The sequence below is a fragment of the Sphingobacterium sp. GW821-FHT03E03 genome, from assembly GCF_059420745.1.
In genome coordinates, this window is the sequence record NZ_JBWKUH010000006.1 from 200,439 (window position 1) to 223,814 (window position 23,376).

The 23,376-nt window shown below is 41.0% G+C and carries 19 protein-coding genes and 2 tRNA genes; 9 read left to right on the plus strand and 12 right to left on the minus strand.

The genetic code is table 11. The annotated features are described in order from the left end of the window. Window positions 1–72: 72 nt before the first annotated feature. Complete coding sequence (locus AC07UV_RS10110) at window positions 73–2,292, minus strand: NADP-dependent isocitrate dehydrogenase (protein ID WP_495183607.1); 2,220 nt, start codon at window positions 2,290–2,292, stop codon at window positions 73–75. A 273-nt stretch (window positions 2,293–2,565) separates the two neighbouring features. Between AC07UV_RS10110 and AC07UV_RS10115 the strand changes: the two genes are divergently transcribed. Both AC07UV_RS10115 and AC07UV_RS10120 read left to right on the plus strand, forming a co-directional pair. Further along, on the plus strand, window positions 2,566–3,405 hold the full coding sequence (locus tag AC07UV_RS10115; protein WP_495183608.1) for an aldo/keto reductase: 840 nt from the start codon (window positions 2,566–2,568) through the stop codon (window positions 3,403–3,405). Window positions 3,406–3,956: 551 nt separating this feature from the next. Continuing rightward, window positions 3,957–4,592: an HdeD family acid-resistance protein gene (locus AC07UV_RS10120; RefSeq protein ID WP_495183609.1), complete on the plus strand. Its 636-nt coding sequence runs from the start codon at window positions 3,957–3,959 to the stop codon at window positions 4,590–4,592. Between the two features lie 60 nt (window positions 4,593–4,652). On the opposite strand, the gene AC07UV_RS10125 is transcribed toward AC07UV_RS10120, so the two are convergent. Next, window positions 4,653–5,294, minus strand: a complete 642-nt coding sequence (locus tag AC07UV_RS10125; RefSeq protein ID WP_495183610.1) for a peptidylprolyl isomerase — start codon at window positions 5,292–5,294, stop codon at window positions 4,653–4,655. Window positions 5,295–5,401: 107 nt separating this feature from the next. Here AC07UV_RS10125 and mgrA point away from each other — a divergent pair, with 107 nt between their 5' ends. After that, entirely contained in the window at window positions 5,402–6,439 is a 1,038-nt protein-coding gene (gene mgrA, locus AC07UV_RS10130) for an L-glyceraldehyde 3-phosphate reductase (RefSeq protein WP_495183611.1), read from the plus strand. A 102-nt stretch (window positions 6,440–6,541) separates the two neighbouring features. Here the strand turns inward: mgrA and AC07UV_RS10135 are convergent, their stop codons facing one another. From AC07UV_RS10135 to AC07UV_RS10145, 3 genes are all read right to left on the minus strand, one after another. After that, entirely contained in the window at window positions 6,542–7,069 is a 528-nt protein-coding gene (locus AC07UV_RS10135; RefSeq protein WP_495183612.1) for a DUF1697 domain-containing protein, read from the minus strand. Window positions 7,070–7,083: 14 nt separating this feature from the next. Next, window positions 7,084–7,380 carry an MGMT family protein gene (locus AC07UV_RS10140; protein ID WP_495183613.1) on the minus strand — a complete coding sequence of 99 codons (297 nt, stop codon included), beginning with the start codon at window positions 7,378–7,380 and terminating at the stop codon, window positions 7,084–7,086. Window positions 7,381–7,722: 342 nt separating this feature from the next. Continuing rightward, window positions 7,723–7,796: transfer RNA gene (locus tag AC07UV_RS10145), tRNA-Arg, on the minus strand. A 185-nt stretch (window positions 7,797–7,981) separates the two neighbouring features. Between AC07UV_RS10145 and AC07UV_RS10150 the strand changes: the two genes are divergently transcribed. Next, entirely contained in the window at window positions 7,982–8,500 is a 519-nt protein-coding gene (locus tag AC07UV_RS10150) for a YceI family protein (protein ID WP_282254147.1), read from the plus strand. A gap of 55 nt (window positions 8,501–8,555) precedes the next feature. Further along, window positions 8,556–8,643 (plus strand) — tRNA-Ser (locus tag AC07UV_RS10155). 219 nt (window positions 8,644–8,862) lie between these two features. Here AC07UV_RS10155 and AC07UV_RS10160 read toward each other — a convergent pair. The 5 genes from AC07UV_RS10160 to AC07UV_RS10180 form a co-directional block, all read right to left on the minus strand. Next, a complete protein-coding gene (locus AC07UV_RS10160; protein WP_495183614.1) occupies window positions 8,863–9,225 on the minus strand; it encodes a response regulator in 363 nt (120 codons plus the stop codon). A gap of 72 nt (window positions 9,226–9,297) precedes the next feature. Then, complete coding sequence (locus AC07UV_RS10165; RefSeq protein ID WP_495183615.1) at window positions 9,298–10,128, minus strand: CheR family methyltransferase; 831 nt, start codon at window positions 10,126–10,128, stop codon at window positions 9,298–9,300. A 2-nt stretch (window positions 10,129–10,130) separates the two neighbouring features. Then, window positions 10,131–10,502, minus strand: a complete 372-nt coding sequence (locus AC07UV_RS10170) for a response regulator (RefSeq protein ID WP_282254140.1) — start codon at window positions 10,500–10,502, stop codon at window positions 10,131–10,133. A gap of 13 nt (window positions 10,503–10,515) precedes the next feature. Beyond that, window positions 10,516–14,115 (minus strand): response regulator, encoded by a 3,600-nt coding sequence (locus AC07UV_RS10175; protein ID WP_495183616.1) that lies wholly within the window; start codon window positions 14,113–14,115, stop codon window positions 10,516–10,518. After that, the gene (locus AC07UV_RS10180; protein WP_282254136.1) at window positions 14,105–15,589 is read right to left on the minus strand and encodes a hybrid sensor histidine kinase/response regulator; all 1,485 of its coding nucleotides are present in this window, start codon (window positions 15,587–15,589) and stop codon (window positions 14,105–14,107) included. The genes AC07UV_RS10175 and AC07UV_RS10180 overlap by 11 nt, the downstream gene beginning before the upstream one ends. A 207-nt stretch (window positions 15,590–15,796) precedes the next feature. On the opposite strand from AC07UV_RS10180, the gene AC07UV_RS10185 reads away from it, so the two are divergent. Genes AC07UV_RS10185 through pdeM form a run of 4 tightly spaced genes read left to right on the plus strand, consistent with a single transcriptional unit; the run spans window position 15,797 to window position 21,474 of the window. Then, complete coding sequence (locus AC07UV_RS10185) at window positions 15,797–16,780, plus strand: ligase-associated DNA damage response exonuclease (protein WP_495183617.1); 984 nt, start codon at window positions 15,797–15,799, stop codon at window positions 16,778–16,780. Continuing rightward, a complete protein-coding gene (locus tag AC07UV_RS10190) occupies window positions 16,777–18,357 on the plus strand; it encodes an ATP-dependent DNA ligase (RefSeq protein ID WP_495183618.1) in 1,581 nt (526 codons plus the stop codon). Before AC07UV_RS10185 ends, AC07UV_RS10190 begins: the two co-directional genes overlap by 4 nt. Before the next feature lies 1 nt (window position 18,358). Further along, the gene (locus AC07UV_RS10195) at window positions 18,359–20,821 is read left to right on the plus strand and encodes a ligase-associated DNA damage response DEXH box helicase (protein ID WP_495183619.1); all 2,463 of its coding nucleotides are present in this window, start codon (window positions 18,359–18,361) and stop codon (window positions 20,819–20,821) included. Next, window positions 20,818–21,474, plus strand: a complete 657-nt coding sequence (pdeM, locus tag AC07UV_RS10200) for a ligase-associated DNA damage response endonuclease PdeM (RefSeq protein WP_495183620.1) — start codon at window positions 20,818–20,820, stop codon at window positions 21,472–21,474. The genes AC07UV_RS10195 and pdeM overlap by 4 nt, the downstream gene beginning before the upstream one ends. Here pdeM and AC07UV_RS10205 read toward each other — a convergent pair whose 3' ends face one another. Both AC07UV_RS10205 and AC07UV_RS10210 read right to left on the minus strand, forming a co-directional pair. Beyond that, window positions 21,475–22,437, minus strand: a complete 963-nt coding sequence (locus AC07UV_RS10205) for a helix-turn-helix transcriptional regulator (RefSeq protein ID WP_495183621.1) — start codon at window positions 22,435–22,437, stop codon at window positions 21,475–21,477. It abuts the gene before it with no gap. Between the two features lie 122 nt (window positions 22,438–22,559). Further along, complete coding sequence (locus tag AC07UV_RS10210) at window positions 22,560–23,351, minus strand: heme ABC transporter ATP-binding protein (RefSeq protein WP_495183622.1); 792 nt, start codon at window positions 23,349–23,351, stop codon at window positions 22,560–22,562. Window positions 23,352–23,376 lie beyond the last annotated feature (25 nt).

Sequence of the window (23,376 nt, forward strand, 5' to 3'; positions counted from 1 at the left end):
AACAACCAAACCTAAACAGAAGAGCCCCGATCAATGATCGGGGCTCTCATTATTTAATTAAGACAATTGCGATTAGATACCTGCTATTGCATTATTTAATGTCTCGGAAGGACGCATAGCTTTTGTGGCTAATTCGTCATTAGGGAAGTAATAACCACCGATGTTTTGTGCCTGACCTTGTGCTCCGATCAATTCTTCATTGATTTTAGCTTCGTTATCTGTCAAGACTTTTGCAACACCTGCAAATCGATTTGCTAAATCTGCATCTTTCGTTTGAGCAGCTAAAGCCTGAGCCCAATATAATGTTAAATAAAAATGAGATCCACGGTTATCAATCTGACCCACTCTACGTGCCGGAGATTTGTCATTTGCCAAGAATTTCTCTGTTGCTTCGTCTAACGTCTCTGCTAAAACTAATGCTTTAGCATTATTTTGCGTTTGCGACAAGTGCTCCAAAGAAGCACCCAGTGCCAAAAATTCGCCTAATGAATCCCAACGTAGGTAACCTTCCTGAAGAAATTGCTCTACGTGTTTTGGAGCCGAACCACCAGCACCAGTTTCAAACAAACCACCTCCATTCATCAATGGTACAATAGACAACATTTTCGCTGAAGTACCGACTTCCAAAATAGGGAATAAATCTGTCAGATAATCACGTAATACGTTACCGGTTACAGAGATCGTATCTTCGCCTTTACGGATACGCTCCAAAGAGAATTTAGTAGCTTCTATTGGCGATAGGATTCTAATATCCAAACCTGTTGTATCAAAATCAGGCAAGTATTTCTTTACTTTCTTGATGATCTCTCTATCGTGAGCACGATCTTTATCTAACCAGAATATCGCTGGCGTACCAGACAAACGCGCACGGTTTACTGCTAATTTTACCCAATCTTGGATAGGTGCATCTTTTGTTTGACACATACGGAAGATATCACCTTCATCGACCTTTTGCTCCATGTATACATTACCTTCGGCATCCACGACACGGATCACACCATCACCAGTAGCTTGGAAAGTTTTGTCGTGTGAACCATATTCTTCAGCTTTCTGAGCCATCAAACCAACATTTGGAACAGAACCCATTGTTTTAGGATCCAAAGCGCCATTTGCTTTACAGTCTTCTATTGTAGCCTCATAAACACCTGCATAAGAACGGTCAGGAACCATGGCGAGCGTATCTTCTTCTTGGCCTTCCTTATTCCACATTTTACCACCGATACGGATCATTGCAGGCATAGAAGCATCAATAATCACATCAGACGGAACATGGAAATTTGTAATACCTTTATCTGAGTTAACCATCGCTAAAGCAGGGCCTTGCGCGATCGCAGCATCGATAGCAGCTTTCACTTCCGCTTCTTTTGCATGACCTGCAATTTTAGCATATACTTCACCTAAACCGTTATTTTTGTTGACCCCTAATTCTTTGAACAAGTCGCCATAAGTTGCAAACACATCTGCAAAGTATGTTTCAACCACTGCTCCAAAGATAATTGGATCTGAAACTTTCATCATTGTTGCTTTCAAATGCGCAGATAACAATACACCTGCAGCTTTCGCTTCAGCGATCGCATCAACAACAAAACCTTTCAATGCATTCAAGCTTAAAGTCGAAGTATCAATTACTTCACCGGCTTTTAACGGCGAAAGACCTTTTAATTCAGTAACAGCTCCTTGCGCATCCACAAATTCAATTTTGAATTGACCTGCGTTTTCTACTGTTACAGATTGTTCTGAACCATAGAAATCACCAGATGTCATTGAAGCTACCTTAGTTTTTGAATCTTTTGCCCAAGCGCCCATCTTATGTGGATTTGCTTTAGCATAATTCTTCACAGCCTTAGGTGCACGACGGTCAGAGTTACCTTCACGTAATACCGGGTTTACAGCTGATCCCAACACTTTTGCATATTTAGCTTTGATGGATTTTTCTTCCTCAGTAGCTGCTTCATCTGGGTAGTTTGGAATAGCATAACCTGCTTTTTGTAATTCGGTAATAGCACCCTTCAACTGTGGAATAGAAGCTGAAATATTTGGCAACTTAATAATGTTTGCCTCTGGAGTTGTTGCCATCTGCCCCAACTCTGCCAATGCATCGGCAATTTTTTGATCTTCTTTTAAAAATTCTGGAAAGCTTGCAAGAACACGACCTGCTAAAGAGATATCTCTCAATTCAACATCGATATCAGCTGTAGCTGTAATCGCTTGTACAATAGGCAAAAACGAGTAAGTCGCCAACAAAGGTGCTTCGTCTGTTTTTGTCCAAACAATTTTTGATTTGTTTGACATAGTAATCTATTAGAAATATGTTTAATTTTTAATGCTATGTGAAATCAGTGAAAAATCTAAATTTCTCAAAATTTCGCCTAAAGATAACAATTAATGCTATAAACCATGCGTTAATCCGACCTTTTTGACAATAAAATTGTGAAAATAAATATATTTTGGCAATACAGAATAAGTTTGCCGCTGTCGGTTTAAAATGCAGCCCTCTTGACATTTCAGTGACGAGATAATACGATTGAAACCCTAATTTAGTCAAACAAAAAAATACAATTAAGCATGAAATCATTCAAATTGAACAATGGAATTGATATTCCAGCAATTGGATTTGGAACCTGGCAAATTCCGGAAGGAGAAGACGCATACCAAGCTGTTAAGGAAGCTCTGGTTGCAGGATATACACATATTGACACTGCGGCAATTTATGGTAATGAGAAAAGTGTCGGCAGAGCGATCAAGGACAGTGGAATAGCCCGTAATACTTTATTTATAACAACCAAACTTTGGAATACTGAACGCGGTTATGATAAGGCAATCGCTGCATTCGAAAAATCCCTTACAGACTTGGGATTGGAGTATTTAGACCTCTATTTGATACACTGGCCTGCCAACGAAACTCAATTTGAGGATTGGGCAGCGATTAATGCCGGTACCTGGAAAGCGCTGGAGTATTTATACCAACAAGGAAAAGTGAAAGCTATCGGGGTTAGCAATTTCCCAAAAGAATATCTCGCCAAATTATTGGAAACAGCAGCAATCATCCCAGCTATCAATCAAATCGAATTCCACCCTGGTTACCTTCAACAGGAAACTGTTGACCTTTGCAAATCAAATGATATTTTAGTGCAGGCATGGTCTCCACTGGGATCAGGAAGAATATTGCAGGACGAGACCCTGATCGCTTTGGCTGAGCAGAAGTCTACCAGCGTCGGACAGATCTGTATTAAATTTGCGCTCTCGCAGGGGATCTTACCACTACCAAAATCCACCAATCCGGCAAATATTAAACGGAACTTGGATATTGATAGCTTCGATCTTACGGAGGAGGATATCAAGACAATTCGGACATTACCAGCAATGGGTTTCTCCGGATCGGATCCTAAAAAAGTAGCATTCTAAATCATCGATAGTCTTTCAAATCACATAGAAAGAGTCCTCCAAGCGAATATGCTTGGAGGACTCTTCTTTTTTATCTTTTCTCCACCTCACACTTTTTGATTTTGAATTGCGACAGCAAGTTCGCCTACTATATCCTGTCCGTCAATAAATTGACGCCTCCCAATTATTAACGTTGCTAGTTTCATTCTTTTTAGCTTCGAGTCCATGATTTCAAAATGATTTACAAATTCCAAAAAAACAAGAAATATGAGCGTATCCGAAACAAATGTTTAACGTAACTGTTAACACTCATATATTATTAAATACGACGAGGCCTGCCCTCAGCGTAATGTTTCCATATACAACAAAACGTTTGCTGATACGAAGTAGCATATGATTGAAAAAAGTATTTGAACCAATTGGCGAATTGAAAATAATAATCTATAATATAAACATTTACGTTCATAAAATTGAAGCGGGATTGAAGTATGCAAATACTGAAGTCAATATTGTATAGGCATCTTACATTATTTTGAAAGAGATTGGAAAGATTTAAATTTAACAACATTATTATGGCAAATTCATTTTTAAAAACAATCAGATCCTCCATTAAACATTGGTATATTCCGCTTATCATTGGAATTCTTTTGATTTTATTGGGTTTCTATACGATATCCACGCCGGTCGCATCCTTTCTCGCATTGAGTATGTTGTTTTCCTGGTCATTCATTGTTTCGGGGATACTAGAGATTATTTTTGCCTTACAAAACAAAAATGAGGTTGACGGTTGGGGCTGGTACCTTACCGGTGGTATCCTTTACGCCTTATTTGGAATTTTATTGATGACCAACCCCCTGTTATCTGCGGGAACTTTGGCTTTTATTGTCGGATTTTATGCTTTGTTTAGGTCTTTTCAATTGTTGTCCTTCTCCTTTGATCTCAAAAACTATGGTAGTAAATCTTGGGGCTGGATTACATTATTTGCGTTATTAGGGATTGTTTTTAGTTTTATTTTACTTTGGAACCCACTTTTTGCTGGGTTATCTCTGGTAATATGGACCGGGATGGCAATTAGTACAGTCGGCTTTGCCGCCTGTGTATTTGCTTTTCAGTTGAAAAGCCTGAAAAATATCCCCGAAAAACTACCTAACGAATGGAAAGAACGTTACGAGAAATTAAAAGAAGAGTTTGAACAACACAACAAATAAAGGAAAGTATATAAAAAATAGCTTCCTTCTGTGAGAATAAAACCATCTTTAAAGATGGTTTTATTCTTTGATCTCCACAATACTGAAAGGCACTTTTTCTAAAGGGAAGTCCTGTTGATCTGTTTTCACCTGACTTATCTTCAAGATTACATCAAGACCCTGATATATTTCGCCAAAGACTGTAAAATCATGATCAAGTCTAGGTTGCCCACCGTGCGCTAAATATTCCTTACGCTGTTTTTTACTATATTTTATACCCTTTTTTATTTCCAGACTATCGAGATCAGCGGCACTGATCTTCTTTCCAACGACAAAATAGATTTGATTTAAGAAAGATGCCTTTTCAGAATTACCATCACGTCCCGCCCCCAATGAGCCCATTTTGTGAAAAGCACGCGGGTCGAACTCAGCCGCCAAACGTGGTTTACGGTGCTGGGGGTCTACCGCTTCTCTCCTTTCAATATCTATATCGTGCTCGCCACCCTGCACCACGAAATTTTCAATAATGCGATTAAACAATGCACCTTGATAAACAGTATCCTTTATCGACCTTAAAATCAAATCCCGATGATTTGGCGTAAAATCATAAAGTACCACCTTAAATTCTCCAAATGTGGTTTTAAATAACAACCGTTTTGACTGTGCATTACTGCTACTCATCCAAATGAACAACAGGCCTATAATCAGTGTGATTTTCTTCATATTTTTTTATAGAATAAGCTTATTCAAAATTTCGTATAAAAATACACTAAATTTCAATTCGAGGAAATCCGTTTATTATTATATTTGGATTATAACAATTCAAATTTATGCAGTATATCCCACACCCTGATCGCTACCAACAGATGATATACAATCGTTGTGGTAAATCCGGTCTTCAGTTACCAGCTATTTCTTTAGGTCTATGGCACAACTTTGGAAACGACACGGCCCATCAAACCAAAGTTGATATCTGCACGACGGCCTTTGACCTTGGAATCACGCATTTTGATCTCGCCAATAATTATGGTCCGCCTCCAGGAAGTGCAGAAATTGCATTCGGACAAATTCTTAGACAACAGTTTGCTGACCACCGGGATGAATTGATTATTTCGTCGAAAGCAGGATACCACATGTGGGATGGCCCCTATGGCGAATGGGGCAGCAGAAAATATATTATTTCGAGTTGTGATCAATCTTTAAAACGTCTAGGTACAGATTATGTTGACATTTTCTATTCACATCGCTTTGACCCAAATACACCATTAGAAGAAACCGTGATGGCGTTGGATCAACTTGTACGAAGTGGAAAAGCCCTTTATATTGGTATTTCGTCTTATAATTCGCAACGCACCAAAGAGGCTTACGCAATATTGAAATCCTTGGGAACACCGTTTATTATTCATCAGCCCAGCTATTCTATGTTAAACAGATGGGTTGAGACAGATGGGCTATTGGACACACTGGATGAAATCGGTATTGGCTCTATTGTTTTTTCGCCACTCGCCCAGGGTATGCTAACGGACAAATATTTACATCATATTCCAGAGGATAGCAGGGCATCACAGTCAAAATCATTGCAGACCAAGTTCTTAAGTGAGGAAAACAGACATAATATACAGGCACTTCATACTATTGCACAACGTAGGGGGCAGTCTTTGGCCCAAATGGCCATCGCTTGGGTCTTTCGCAAACAGCAAGTGACTTCGGCACTGATCGGCGCATCCAAGCCACAACAGGTCATTGATTGTGTGGGATCGCTCAAAAATCTATCATTTAGTCCAGAGGAAATCCGGGAAATTGATCTGTATGCAAAAGATGGACATATCAATATATGGGCTCAATCTGCGGAGATTAATAAGGGCTAAATCAAAGTATAAATTACTTCATTAACATAAAAGTGTATTGATTGCCTTCCGATAATCAATACACTTTTTGCATATAATTTCATTATATCAACACACATTGATTTAATGCATGATCTTCAAAATTTTTTCAAATGTATTCACATTCCTGCTGGTGAACTTATCCTTCAGACTTTTCTTACCCAAAACTTTTCCGAATGTTGAATCTAATGTATTTCCTTTGGGGATCTGCCAGTAAAACAGTCCATTGATCACTTCCGCTTTTTCATTATCGGCTTTGGCACTTTTATTAAATTCATCCATGAGTACTTCTTCTATCCCATGTAAACCTACAAAACCATAAATATGAAAATCGGGATGTTTTTCAAAGGGAATGCTACTCCAAAATAAATTTGTTTCTTCCTGCGACTTAATGAAAAGAAAGGCTTCATAGGAAAAGTAACTGGACATCGCTGCTTCCAGAACTATTTTAAGTTCTTCCGCAGACCTACCCGAAGAAAAAACAATATTTCCGGAAGCCAACACTGAACTCACATGATCCATCCCAACATCTTTAAATACCTGGCATACATCGACCATCTTCATGTTGGTTCCCTTTACATTTACCCCTCGTAGAAAAGCGCAGTATTTCATCTTTTATCGATTTATTAAACTTCATCCATCGGATTCCAAAATATCTTTTTAAAATCCTTGATCCTGAGATTATTTATTCCAACACCTTCGTTCTCCAGTTTAGACTGAAACTCTGGAACCGACAGTACTCCGCCACTTGAAATCACCCGATGCGCAGGCACATCTTTGGGACACCCCCCCATTGCTTTTCCAACATGGCGGGAATGATTTGGATACCCCAGCGCTCTAGCAATTGCGCCATAAGTTGAGACTCGCCCTTTTGGAATTAGTCTCGCCAATTCATACACCTGTTGTTTGAATGTTTCATCCATATTGTATCCATTAGATCTTTAATTCAACTTACCATTACCCCTTATAGATCATTCAGATCAGTAATGATAAGCCAAAATCAATATATATCAAATTTCACTAAAGATACAAAAAAACAGATGCTTAACGATAGGATGACTACACTTAAATCGTGGATAAATTATCCTCAGGCTACATAGTTTCGCTAAAAACAGTGCAATTTTTAATGAAAGGGACAAATTGAAAAGGAGAACAATACCTGTTCAGATCCTAGGTTGGGTCAAGATGCATGTAGCATGGCTGCAACTTGCTAATAAGTAAAAAAGGTCCTTAATAAGGATATTAAGGACCTTTTTACAGTTTCGTACGCCAATCAGGATTCGAACCTGAGACCGTCGGTTTAGAAAACCGATGCTCTATCCAGCTGAGCTATTGGCGCGTCGTTTTCGGTAATGCAAAAGTAGACATTTGTTCAACAATTCCAAAATATCATCTGCTTTTTTTTGCGGTTTTTCAATAACTGATTGCTTTTCAACAAGATTATTTTATTGATCTAGGTCAAACAAAAATTTAAAAGCTGCTGTTACCTTTGTGTTATTAAACAAATAAGAAAACACAAAAATTATGGCACAAGGAAAATGGGAATTAGACGCTGCACATAGCGAGATAGAATTCAAAGTAAAACACATGATGATCACAAACGTTAAAGGAAACTTTGACAGTTTTCAAATAGATCTCGATACAGACAATGATACTTTTGATAATGCACTTGCAAAGGTAACTATCAATACCGCGTCAATCAATACACGAAATGAACAACGGGATGGACACTTAAAAAGTGCTGATTTTTTTGACGTAGAAAAATACCCAGTGATAACATTTGAAGCAACAAGCTTAGCGAATGAACAAATCAAAGGAAATCTGACTATCCGGGACGTGACTCGACCTGTTGTTTTTGAAGTGGAATTTGCAGGTATTCAGAAAGACCCTTGGGGAAATACCAAAGCTGGATTTATCGTAGAAGGAAAGATCAAACGCTCAGAATTTGGACTTAATTGGAATGCGGCTTTGGAAACAGGCGGTGTGATGGTGAGTGATGACGTAAAATTTAGTGCTGATATCCAGTTTATAAAAGCAAAATAAGAAGTATTTCTAAAATAAAATTTGGCAGGAGAGCAAAAAATCGTACTTTTGTCGCGGAGAGTTGGCAGAGTGGTCGAATGCGGCGGTCTTGAAAACCGTTAACTGTCACAGGTTCGGGGGTTCGAATCCCTCACTCTCCGCCACCAAAAATAAAGCCCGACGGTAGTCGGGTTTTGTCGTTTATAGACTTTTGCAAACAATGTTTGATCAAAAGTATTAAACGACAAAAAAATGAACCGAGTGAATTACAACGGATACCGACGGGGGATTCAACATCATAGCTCATTGAATAAGCCTACAAAAATCTGTAGGCTATAAGTCGTTTGTCAATAGGATATAACAATAGTACGATCCGATCTTTGTTAGATATGTTTATTAACAATATCTTCCAGATCTTCCAGATCAAAGGGTTTGGATAGGAAATCATCTGCCCCTGCACGAGCAGCTAATGATTCAATATCGTTATTGGCAGACACATAAATAACCGGAATATGTTTAAACCGCTCATCAGCCTTCAGCAGGCGGGTTGCCTCTACTCCCCCAATATTTGGGATCCAATTATCCATCAAAATAAGATTAGGTTCTGTTGTTTCTACCTTTTGAATAATATCGTGTGAAGTCTCGGAAACTTCAACATGAAACCCCAAATCTGTCAGCACGACTGTTATGACCTCCAAAATAATCGTATCATCTTCAAATATCAGTACAGTTTTTCTTTTACTCATATAGCTTAATTTATGTCTTTTATAGGGGTCTACTATGGTTTGAATGTCGTATCATTTTTAAATAGAACCCTATTATAACGAATAAAGTTTTTTCCAAATTTTTTGATCACCCACTGCGGTGAAATTCTGTTGTATACTGGAGAACCTTATGGTTTCCTTACTGCCCAATGCAAGATATCCCAAATTTTCCAGACTTACATCAAATAGCTTAAAAACGCGGTCTTGTAAATCCTTGTTGAAATAAATTAACACGTTCCGGCACAGTATTAATTGAAAGCTGTTAAATGAGGTATCTGACACCAAGTTATGGGTTGATAGGATCATTTTTTGTTTCAGCTCCGGATCAAATTTCGCCCATTCATAATTTGCCGTATAATAATTAGAAAAGTCTTGCTTTCCACCGGATTCAATATAGTTTTCTGAAAACGACTTAATCTGGCTTAACGGATATATTCCATTACGCGCTATTTCTAACACCCGCGGATTAATATCCGTTGCATAGATCAATGATTTATGATGCAGATTGGCCTCCTTCAATAAAATTGCGAGCGAATAAGCCTCCTCTCCACTTGAGCATCCAGCGATCCAAATCCGAATCAGCGGATAGGTTCCCAGTTGCGGCAAAATCTCCTCACGCAATTGCCGGAAAAACAAGGGATCCCTAAACATCTCCGTCAAATTCACCGTAATCTCCTCCACAAAATGCTGCAGAAACTCCGGGTCGTCTTTCAATGCGAATCGGAGCTCGGCAAAACTCGCAAATCGGTCATTCGTCATAATCCGGTTGATCCTTCTTTTGATTGATGCGCGACTATACTGTATAAAATCGTAGCCATAGCGCCGATAGATATCTTCCAATAAAATATCGATCTCCTCATCTTTAATTATATTATGACCTAACATCGCTATATCAATCGTTCTATTTCTGTCAACAGCAAATCAACATCAATCGGTTTTGAAACATAAGCCTTCGCCCCCGATGCCAGACATTTCTCCCGATCACCAGGCATTGCCTGGGCAGTTACAGCTATAATGGGAAGATCTTTAATGACCGTGGAAGCCTTAATCAAACGAATCGCTTCATAGCCATCAATCTCAGGCATCATCATATCCATTAGCACCAATGAAATATCATTTCCCTCTTCCAAAAGTTGAATTGCATCCTTTGCTAAAGTACAACTGACAACCTGGTATCCTCTCGCTCTCAAGGTCAAACCGAGCGCAAAAATATTCCGGTTGTCATCGTCTACAATTAATATCACTTTATTTTGATTCATTAAACCGCCTTAATTAATTTTCATATAACCATACACGCAGTAACGACAATAGCTGGTCTATATCCACAGGTTTCGATATATAGTCCGAAGCTCCGGCCTGTATACACTTTTCGCGATCGCCAATCATTGATTTTGCGGTGACTGCGATAATCGGCAATGCCGCAAATTGAGGTGTTTGCCTGATATTCCTGATTGTTTCATACCCATCCATTTCGGGCATCATCATATCCATCAGCACAATATCAATCGCTTCACCCGAGCGCAATACGTCCAGCGCCTCCTTGCCATCCATTGCTGGAATAACTTGTACCTGAAATTTCTCCAACGCTTTTGTCATCGAGAATATATTGCGAACGTCATCATCGGCCACCAGCACTTTTTTTCCTTTCAGCACATCCGTTAATGCGCCAAGTCCGTTGTTTTTTCGTCGCACATCATCCGAGCTGTTTATCTCAATCAAATGCAGAAATAAGCCGACCTCATCCAAAATCCGTTGATAAGAATGTGCAGTCTTAACAACTACCGAATCTGCATATTTTTTAATCTTCAGCTCTTCTGACTTCGACAGATTTTTACCCGTAAATATGATAATCGGTAAATTTTCAAGTCCCTCATGCTGTTTGATGGCCTCCAGGGTATTATAACCCATTTCATCGGGAACACCCATATCCAAAATTACGCAGTCTACCTCAGCAGTCCCCAACGCTGTGATGCTATCTTCAACATTATCTTTTACTTCAAGTGAAATATTAAAACTACTTAAAAAATAAGCCAATGCGCTAGCATGTTTAGGATTCTCTTCGACAATCAGCACCTTCTTAGGAGACCTACTCAAAGCAGATTCGATTTTCTGAAAAACAGATGTCATTTGCTCCAAAGCGACGGGTTTATTGATAAAATCAATTGCACCTTTTAACAGACTCTCCTTTTTCACTTCAAGTGAAGACATGATATGTACCGGAATATGTCTTGTGGTCTTATCCCCTTTTAACTCATCCATTACTGCCCAGCCATCCATGATTGGCAGCTGAATATCTAATAGAACCGCCTGTGGGTGATATTTCTTGGCCGCCGGCAATGCATGATCCCCACGCACAACAACAACACCCTTGTAGTGCTGACTATGCGTGTATTTCAATAATGCTTTCGCAAAATTGATATCATCTTCGACAATCAGAATAACCTTATCGCCTTCAACAATGCTATCCCGATCATCAGGCAACTCCTCTGGAATACGTATTGTAGCGGGATTATAGACGTCATCCGCCACAAGCTCGCGCACCTCCTCTATTTCAGAATGGATCTCTTCTACAAGCAACTCTTCTTTCGTACGCAGCTCCCCGGGCTCTACCGGATGATTCGGAATAACAAATAAGAACGTGCTTCCCTTTCCTTCCTCACTCTCAAGCCTGATTTCACCGCCCAGCAAGCGTGCAATCTCTCTACTGATAGACAAACCTAGTCCTGTCCCTCCAAATTTTCGTCTTGTCGAACCATCCGCCTGTTGGAAAGCCTCGAAAATTATCTTCTGTTTTTCCAGCGGAATCCCTATACCCGAATCGATCACGGCAAAAACAAGCTTATCCTTATCGGTACTATCCTCGTAAATATCCAGTCTCACCTCACCGGCTGCTGTAAATTTAACCGCATTTGAAATCAGATTCCGTAGCACCTGATCAATTCTAAGCCGGTCGCCCTGAAAATTTTTATTGACCCCGGGATCAATATTGATTGTGAACGTCAGGCCCTTCTCATTGACAATCGGAAGAAATAAATTATTCAGATCTGCCGAGATATCATTTAAATTCAGTGTCGCATACTCCAATGTCATTTTACCCGACTCAATTTTTGAAAGATCCAATATCTCGTCGATCAAGGTTAAAAGGCTCGTTCCCGAGCTTTGGATCACTTTAGCCGATTCGATCTGGTCAGCGCTAAGATTGTGTTCATTATTCTCAGATAGCAAACGCGAAAGTAGCAGGATGGAGTTTAATGGTGTACGCAGCTCATGGGACATATTTGCCAAAAACTCAGACTTATATTTGGTACTTAAAGCGAGTTCTTCCGCTTTCTGCTGAATTTCCAGGTTACGTTCGGCAATCAATAGATTTTTGTCTTCCAACAGTTTTGAACGTTCTTCCAGTTCTTGGTTTGATTGCATCAATTCCTCATGCTGCACCTTCAGTTCCTCCTCGGACGACTGCAGACGCAAGGTCTGCGCCTCCAATTCCGTATTCAGATTCTCCAGCTCCGCATGCTGGGTCAACAATTCTTCAGATTGTACTTGAGTTTCTTCCAAAAGTGACTGAATTTTAGCCCGGCCCCTCGCCGAAGCGATAGCGATACCAAGTTGTCTGGCACATTCCGTCAGGAATGTTGATTCAATTTCCGCAAAAGGCTGACGGTGCCCGATCTCCAGCACGCCCAATACCTGATCAGCCAATACAATAGGTACAAAAATAAGGTGCTGTACATTGACCTTTCCACTGGCAAAACTCACGATATAGTCTTCCGTGTTTATATTATTTATAATTTTCGTTTCCCTATCAACAAAGACCTGTCCGACATAACCTTCATTTGGGAGAAAATATTGCTGTGCTTTTGGGTCCAATCCGTAAGCACCAGATAGTTCAAGTTTTTCCTCATTAAAAACATAAATCGCTCCGGTAATAGCCCCTATATAATTGACCAATCCCCTTACCGAATCTGTGGTAAGTATCCGTTCGGTTTTGTTACCAACCAATCCGGTATAAAGATCGGCATATCCCATGTGCAGCCAGTCGTTATCTTTAAGCTGATCGAATGATTTCTTTAAGGCTTTTGACATCCGGTTAACGGATTTTGCTATCGCGCCAAGGTCGTCTTCCTCAATATCCTCCGCTTTGACATCATAATCCCCTAGCGCAATACGATTAGTGATCTTTTGAACCATATTTAATCTGCGGGCAATCCCTTCATCCTTCTCACGGAGCGACTTTTCCAGTGCTAAGCGTTTAAGAAAGTCTGCCCTTAGCCGAAAATAAAAGTATGCCGTAATCACCAGTGATAGCAATGCACTGATCACAATAAATAAGGTCGTTATAAACGAAGAATTATCTAAATTGATAGATTTCTGATCGATACCATCATCTTCGAAATGAATAATATCCTTAATGATGCTACGGCACTTGTCCATGGCGGATTTGCTCTCATCCAGCTGCGCCAGACTAACAGTCCCACCGTTCCTTTTGACATTCACCGACTCCTTTAATACGGCTAACCTTTGCTGGGCCGCTGTAAATAAACTATCTACGCGAACATTTTGCTCAGGATCTGCTTTCGTAAGCTCCTTTATTTCCTTCAACTCACCCGGTAGGCTCGCTAAAGCCTGGTTGAATGGTTCCAGGTAATTCTCCTTCCCCGTGAGCAGATACCCCCTGTTTCCCGTTTCTGCCCCTTGCAGAGAGTTAAGGATAATATTTGATAAACTGATTATTTTTCGGGTAACGGCCAGCTCCTGACGGTGTTTATTCTGTTCTTTAATCCCCAGATACGATGCTGTAGAACTCACCAACAGGGCAAGGAGTGAAAAACCAATTCCTATAGATAAGTTATTAAGTGTTTTATTTGGCATCTGTAGGCAGATTTAATGGTAATGTAAAATAAAATGTGGCCCCTTTACCGACAGAACTTTCGACGGCAATGGTACCTTGATGGCTACGGATAATTTCCGAACAAATATAAAGCCCTATTCCCAGTCCCTGGAAATCAAAGGAAGTTTCTTCTACACGGTAAAACTTGTCAAAAACATCAGACAGTTTGTTTTCAGGTATACCGATTCCAAAATCAATTACACTGACTTTTACGACATCCGTCATTACACTGCAATCGACGATCACCTTCTCTGTCCCGGCGGCATACTTATAAGCATTTGTTAAAAAGTTAACAAGAACCTGCTCCAGGCGTATCTCATCACCATAGACCATTAGTCCCGAGATATCCCCCTGTCTATACAATTCCATATTACTCTGATCATGGGTCTGAACAATGGAATCAATGGCATTTTGTACCATTCGTTCAAGCGAGAATACCTTTTTATTGATCCCTAGTTTACCATTGTCGATTTTCGACAGATCGAGCAAATCCGTGATCAAACTGTTGAGCTTTTCGACCTGATCCTGAACCCGGCCAACATACTTGGCCTCTGGACAGCTTTTGTCGAGACTTAACTTGCGGTCAAGTAGCTGCATATAAGCTTTGATGCTTGTTAGCGGTGTTTTCAGTTCATGGCTCGCAATACTCAAAAACTCATCCTTCTCCTTCTCCGCTTTCTTTTGGACGTCGATGTCAGTAAATGTCCCCACCCAATTATTTTCGCCATTCTCTAAAATGGGCCACACCCTTAATAATTGATATGTATAACCGGATTCATCCTGCTTTTTAACCCGTACCTCCATTTCCAAAGGTTTACCGGACTCAAGACTTTCCTGCAATTCAGCCATGATCGACCGGTCTTCAGGATGCGTCTGCGGGAATGTGTTCTCACTGTCCGAAAACTGGAACCAACGGCCATTGACAAAGCCAATATTACCAAGATGGTCACAGGTAAAAGCAATTTGTGGTAAAGATTCCAGTAAGGTATGTAAATAGTCAACTTTTGAACGAAGTTCCGATTGCGCCTGCTTCCGTCTTTCCACTTCCATTTCCAAAGTCTGCTGGATATCCTTGAGGGCCTGAGTCTGCTCATACAGCCGATAGAATGTTTTGACTTTGAGCATCAGGATATCCGGATCGACAGGTTTGGTGACGTAATCCAGCCCTCCTGAATCATAACCCTTTGTAATAAAACGTTTATCGGTATTGACAGCAGACAAAAATATAATCGGTGTCTCCTTAGTCTTACTGAATCCTGCAATGTTCTCAGCAACTTCAAAACCATCCATATCGGGCATCTGCACATCCAATATGATTAAAGCATAATTATATTTTAAAATCTTCTTTAAAGCCTCTTCACCGGAATGGGCAGTATCGACTTTGAAATTTTTGGATTCCAATAACTTTTGTAACGAATAAATATTATCTGGGTTGTCATCGACTATCAATATCATAGAGCGCTTAAACTAAGAATCAAAGTAAACAAATGTAAAAAAATTAACCGGATCCATTCTTCAGGTAAAAAATTTCCTTACCCCCGCAATTTAATCACTAGGATCGACTTTCACTAAAAAATAAACAAAACTTTAACTTATCCCTGCCTGTTTGAATACATAACATGCTACAAATAGAAGTCATGTTGTCAAAAACAAGGATTCGATATGATTCAATTCACATCAAAAGGCATTTATTGTATTCCCGGCAAATTTTACCTGGACCCGTGGCAACCCGTTGATCTTGCTATCATTACACATGGCCATGCAGACCATGCGCGCCCGGGCATGAACAAGTATCTTTGTCACCATTTTACCGTTGGTATATTGAAAAGTCGTCTTGGGTCCGATATTCGGGTTGAAGGCTTAGCTTACAACCAGACGATCCAGATCAACGGTGTAAAAATTTCTTTACATCCTGCAGGGCATATCATTGGCTCAGCACAGATACGATTGGAATACAAAGGTAAAGTGACGGTCTTTACCGGAGATTACAAGATCCAGGATGATGGGCTGTCTACCCCATTTGAACCCGTAAAATGTCATGAGCTAATTACCGAAAGTACTTTTGGTCTGCCGCTCTATCGCTGGGAAAGTGTCGAAATCCAAAATCAACGATTAAATGCATGGATCACACACAATCAGGGATACAAAAAGACATCCGTATTTATTGGCTACTCATTGGGCAAGTCCCAAAGGATATTAAATGCGGTAAAGGATATGGGCCAAATATATGTGCATAATAGTATCGCTAAATTAAATATGGCCTATAGCGATGCCGGTATAAAATTACCATCCTATCAAATTATCGACCTGATGACGGATATGAAACAGCTCGACGGCAAGATCGTATTGCTACCACCGGCATTACTTGATACGCAACTGCTCCAAAAGATACCACATGTTGCCTATGCGATATGCTCCGGCTGGATGCAAATCCGTGGTGCACGAAGATGGCGCAGCGCAGATGCAGGTTTCGCTATCAGCGATCATGCGGACTGGAATGGGTTGTTGCAAGCAGTAAAGGAAAGTGGGGCTGAAAAAGTGTATGTCACGCATGGACAGACAGCCTCATTCAGCAAATATCTGAATGAAATAGGTATTGAAGCCGAGGAGGTAAATACGAATTACGGAGAAGAATTAAGCGTATGATAGAATTTGCGACATTGATCAATGCATTGGACAGCAGCAATAAAGCCAGTTTAAAAAAAGAAGCGATTATCCGCTTTCTAACCTTTGCGCCTGAGAAAGATAAACGCTGGTTTCTCGCTTTAATGACCGGCAAAAGGCCAAGGCGTGTGATTTCCATCAAAGAACTTAAAACTTGGGTAATGGAAATTACCGGTATTCCAGAATGGTTGTTTATCGAATGCTACGCTGCTGTCGGTGACCTCTCCGAAACCTTAGCTTTATTACTGCCCCCCGCATCTGAAAAAATAGACAAAAGTCTCAGCGAATGGATGGAAGAAATCCTACAATTGGCAAATGCTTCAATGGAAGAAAAAAAAGCTTTTGTGCTCACTTCCTGGAACAAGCTCAACACCATTGAGCGTTTTATTTTCAACAAATTGTTGGGTGGCAGCTTTCGCTTAGGAATATCGTCCAAAGGGCTGATAAATACCATTGCGACACATTTCCAGATCGAACCAAGTATTGTTACCCACAGTATTATGGGCGAGTGGAATCCTCATGAATACGCATTTGACAAACTCGTTCGTGGCGAATATAGCGATACCAGCCTCTCAAAACCATATCCCTTTTGTCTGGCCTACCCTGTTGAAAAAGAAGTGGAAGAACTCGGTCTGATTGCGGAATGGCAATGCGAATACAAATGGGACGGTATACGCGGACAGCTGATAAAACGAGGCGACGAAATCTTTATCTGGTCAAGAGGCGAGGAACTTGTCACTGTACAGTTCCCAGAGATCACCGAGGCGCTCAAACAATGGAAAGGGAGCTTTGTCTTGGATGGTGAAATCCTCGCCGCGAAAGAAGGTCAGATATTGAATTTTAATGAACTACAAAAAAGGATCAATCGCAAGGTAATTTCCAAGACTTTACGTGAAGAAGTCCCTATTGTTGCATACCTTTATGATTTATTGGAGCTGGATGGTAAAGACCTCCGATCTGAGCCGCTGCAAGAAAGGCGTAAATTATTGGAACAGTTGTGCCAAGGTCAAGTTGGTTCCACAATCCAATTGTCTCCACTTATTCATGGTGAAAATTGGTCAGACCTACGGAAATTACAAGCGGCCTCGCGTGCGCTGAACAGTGAAGGCATTATGCTTAAAAAGAAAGACTCCATCTATTATGTTGGCCGAAAAAAAGGTGGCTGGTGGAAATGGAAAGTCAATCCCATGACCATCGATGCCGTGTTGATATACGCGCAAAAAGGCAGCGGGCGCAGAAGTGCACATTATACGGACTATACCTTTGCGGTTAAAGATGGTGATCACTTAGTAAGCATTGCAAAAGCATATTCGGGACTTACAGATAAAGAGATACTAGAGGTAAGTCGCTATATTCGGCAGAATGCCGTGGAGAAATTCGGGCCCGTAAGAACTGTTAAACCCGAACTTGTATTTGAAATTGCCTTCGAAGGAATAGGCTACAGCAAACGCCACAAATCGGGGGTCGCCCTGCGCTTCCCACGCATTTTGCGTTGGCGCAGGGACAAAAAAGCAGCGGATATAGATACATTGGAAAATATTAAAAAACTAATACCATAAGTTGAGTCAGAAGATAATACACAGTGAAGGATTCAAGGTCGTCAATCGTTATTTTGAATCCTTGGGCAATACCCCTTTTGGCTTTCAGGTTAAAACCTGGGACCGGTACATGCTGGGATACAGTGGAATGGTCATTGCCCCGACAGGATTTGGCAAGACATTTTCGGTGTTTATGGCGGTCTTGATCGATTACATGAATCATCCCGAACGCTACCAAAAAGGACTAAAATTACTATGGATCACGCCTTTGCGCTCCCTGGCAAAGGATTTGGCCAGAGCAATGCAGACCGCTATAGACGATATCGGATTGGATTGGATCGTACAGGTACGGAATGGGGACACTGATCCAAAGATCAGAGCGCAACAAACCAAAGCAATGCCCGATATCCTTTTGGTGACTCCGGAAAGCCTTCATCTCCTGCTCGCTCAAAAACAACGTGACAAATATTTCAGAAATATCCGCTGTATCACTGTAGATGAATGGCACGAACTTATTGGAAATAAACGTGGTGTCATGGTCGAACTGGCATTATCATACTTAAAATATAAATATAAAGATCTCCAGATCTGGGGTATCACCGCCACTATAGGCAATCTGGATCAAGCGATGGATGTACTGTTGCCGGCAGCAAAAAAGAGCGTGCAGATTATCGCAAAGGAGAAAAAGAAAATTGCGATAAGATCCATCTATCCCGACAAAGTGGAGCTCCTTCCCTGGGCCGGGCATCTTGGAGGCAATCTTGTAAATCAGGTTGTCCCCATTATACTGGAAAGCAAGAGTACGATCCTTTTCACCAATACCCGTAGCCAAAGTGAACTTTGGTATCAGCTATTACTACAAGCGCATCCCGATTTTGCGGGACAGATTGCACTGCATCACAGCTCAGTAGATGCTCACATACGCGAATGGATCGAAGAAAATCTGAGCAGTGGAAAGCTAAAAGCAGTGGTATCTACTTCATCACTTGATTTGGGCGTGGATTTTAAGCCTGTGGACACCGTGATTCAAATCGGATCAAGCAAAGGTGTCGCCAGATTTATGCAACGCGCCGGAAGAAGTGGCCACAGCCCTTTTGAAACATCCATTATCTATTTCGTTCCGACACATTCCCTGGAACTCGTCGAAGTTGCCGCTTTAAAGGAAGCTGTCAAAACCCAAACGATAGAAAACCGCGACCCCATGGTCCAGGGTTTCGATGTGTTAGTGCAATTTATGGTCACGATCGCGCTCGGGGGCGGTTTCCAATCGACAGAACTCCATCAGATCATTGCCCGGACCCATGCGTTCCACTATATGGAAGATGAGGAATGGCAATGGTGTATGTATTTTATCACCGCAGGTGGCAAAATCGGCAAACGTTATGAAGAATTTCACAAAGTAGTACAGGACAATGATGGCAACTGGATAATAAAAAATAGACGCATCGCCCTGCTCCATCGGCTGAATATCGGCGCTATTGTTGGTGATGCGATGATGCGCGTAAAGTTCCTCTCGGGCGGATATATCGGTATGATTGAGGAATATTTTATCAGCAAATTGAAGAAAGGCGAACGATTTAACCTTGCTGGCCGGATTCTCGAACTTGTTATGGTCAAGGATATGACTGTATTTGTCAAAAATTCATCTGGTAAGGCCATCACACCAAGCTGGTTGGGAGGCAGATTACCACTTTCTTCCAACCTGAGCCATTTTCTACGTAAAAAACTTGCAGAAGCAATAAGTCCCGACAACACTGAAAAAGAATTGCGCTTCCTCGCGCCGTTGATCCAGAAGCAGCAAAGCCTCTCGGCCGTGCCCGGTGAGTCACAATTTCTTGTCGAGCACATCAAGACCAGAGAAGGACACCATCTGTTTTTCTATCCCCTGGAAGGCCGATTGATCCACGAAGTCATGGCTGCGCTGATCGCTTACCGGATCAGCAAACGCTACCCCATTAGTTTTTCCATGGCCATGAATGACTATGGCTTCGAACTTTATTCCGATAAAGAAATTCAATTGGATCAAGCGCAATTAACCGAGGTACTGAGCCGGGAGAATCTCATGGAAGATGTGATCAGTAGCATCAATGCTGCTGAAATGGCGAGCCGCAAATTCCGCGATATTGCTGTAATTTCCGGATTGGTGATACAAAACTATCCTGGTACCCAACAAAACAACAAATCCTTGCAAGCTTCCTCGGGTATTATATTTCGTGTTTTAATGGATCATGATCCGGACAATCTATTGTTAAAGCAAGCTTTCACCGAAGTGTTCAACCAACAACTCGAGGAATACCGTCTGATAAAAGCATTTGAGAGAATAAACAATAGCCAAATCATCTATACCTTTGCAGAGGAATATACACCGTTAAGTTTCCCGATCAAAGTGGACAGTTTACGTCAGTCCCTTTCTAGTGAAGCGTTGATCGAACGGATTCAACGCATGGAGCATGCAAATAAATCAAAACGTGGACGAAGAAAATGAATATACAGGAACAGCACATTACATTCAATAAACAAACACTCATCCTTAACAATCAACGTACGATCTTTTGGCCGAAGCAGAATACCCTCATTCTATCCGACCTTCACCTCGGTAAAGCCGCACATTTCCGTAAACATGGAATTCCTATCCCTTCAGATACATCTAGCCTCGACCTCCAAAGACTAGCTTCTTTAATTGATCACTACCAGGCGGGTAATATTTTGGTTGTCGGCGACCTTATTCATGCAGGAGTCAATCAGGAAGTACTTTTACTGGCAGCGTTTAAACAAAAATATGCTGATCTCAATTTTCATCTCGTCCTGGGTAACCATGATAGAAAGGTGGAGAAATTAGCTAAGCAGATTGATTTGATCTATCATAACGACAAATTCGAGCTGGAGCAGATCTCCTTTATACATGAACCGATCATAGCTCCTTCGGCTTTCACCATCAGTGGACATATTCATCCGGGCGTCAGTATTAAGCTTCCCCCCAATAAACATCTCCGTCTGCCCTGCTTCTGGGTCTCCGCACAACAGATTATCCTACCGGCATTTAGCAAGTTTACGGGACTGGATAGCCGAAAAATGCAGCCGGAGTACGATTGCTATGCTTTGCACGATGAAATAATCCTGCCCCTAAAGAATAGCTAATTACATTTTAAGCTCGCCGGGGGAAATTCCATAGTATTTTTTAAACGCACTGCTAAAGTTATTCTGATGACCATATCCGGTCAGCAAAGCAACTTCATAAACTGTCATCTTATCATCCAATAAATAACTTTTGGCTTTTTCCATGCGGATTCGAGTGAGATAATCGTGGATTGTAACCGAAAAATATTCTTTAAAATCCTTTCGCAGCTTACTTTCACTTGTCAATACCTCTGCCGCGAGTTCTTTTTGTGTCGGTGGATTGGCAATACGCTGTTCGAGAATCTGCCGGGCCAGCTCCAGACGTTGCACATCTTCGTCATGGAACAATGAAACGGCCTGATCATTTTTCTCGTTATACTGCTCAAATTGATACATCAACAATTCAACAATACGAGACTCGGTATGCAGCCGACGTATCTCACCTTTTTTCTTCGATTCGATGAGTTCGGCTATGGTGTGCTGCATCTCATAGGTCGCCATCAGATCTTCTTCTGAAAACGATGTATACTCCCCTTTTTCGATTTCATGCACAAACTGCTGGTGCAATAATGAATCCCGCTTAATAAGATTCAGGTAATACTCCTTGGATATCACAGCAATAAAATAGGTATACTCTATACCAGGTTCCACTTGATGAATCGATTTAACAGATGGAATATACCGGATATTATGTCTGCTCATCCCATAGGGCAATTTACTCTCCGTTGGTTTAAAAAATATAAATTGACTGGTAATGGTCTCCCCTTCGATTTCGGTCAATATCTGAACGGGCCGATCAAATTGCATTTTCGAATGCAATATAAACAAACCCGAGGTAGAAAGCTGAAAATTCTCCATGTGAACGGGCTCCGTATGGATCGTGATTTTATTTTCAACTAAAGGCTTATCAGGCACATATCCGTCTGGAATTTCTTCTTCAAAAAGCCAATCCGCCAACTCAACTATTTTACTTTTCACCAACATGATTACAATCCAAATAAGCCTGATACAGTTAAAATTAACGAATTAGGGTGGTAAATAAAAATTATTTATAATCTATCTAAATAAATCCCTGTTAGACAGAAACAACGTGAAGATTGTCAGGTCTACTCCAGGTCAATCTCCATCTCCTTCAATTGAACATAAGGCTTCAATGTACGTGGATTCATGATCACATTGGATTCAACCGAAAAAATCGTGTAGATTTCCTTCTGTGCCAAAACCTCCACTGGTGTACCATGAAAGAGTTTACGTCCATGTTTAAGCATCAGGATTCGGTCGGCATACATCGCTGCAAAATTAACATCATGGACAATCAAAATAACCATAAATCCTTTACGGGCCAATGCACGTGCAATCGCCAGCACCTTTTGCTGATAATGCAGATCTAAAGCCGAAATAGGTTCGTCAAGTAACAGGAGCGCGTCGGGATTATCCCAGATCTGTGCTAAAACACGCGCGAGATGAACACGTTGTTGCTCCCCCCCTGAAAGGCTCAAAAAATCCCGGTCAGCGAATGCCGTGACACCACAGAGCCCCATCGTTTCGGCCACCACCTGATGATCACGCACTGTGGGCGTATTTTTATAATGCGGATACCTCCCCATCAATACGATCTCTTCCACCTTAAAACTCAATGTCATCTGTTGCTGCTGACTCAGGAGCGCCCTGCATTTGGACAATGTCGCTGCATCGTACGCAGACAACAATTTGCCATTGAAATGAATCTGTCCAGAATCAGGCTTCTTTTCACCACACAGGAGCCCCATCAAGGTAGACTTTCCGGCCCCATTAGCTCCAAGGACAGCTAAAATCTCACCTTTACGAACCTGAAAGGTGATGTCTTTCAGTAGTTTTCGGCCTTTCACCTCATAGTTGATTTTTTCTACACGCAACATAAAAAATAGTATTTAAACATCCGAA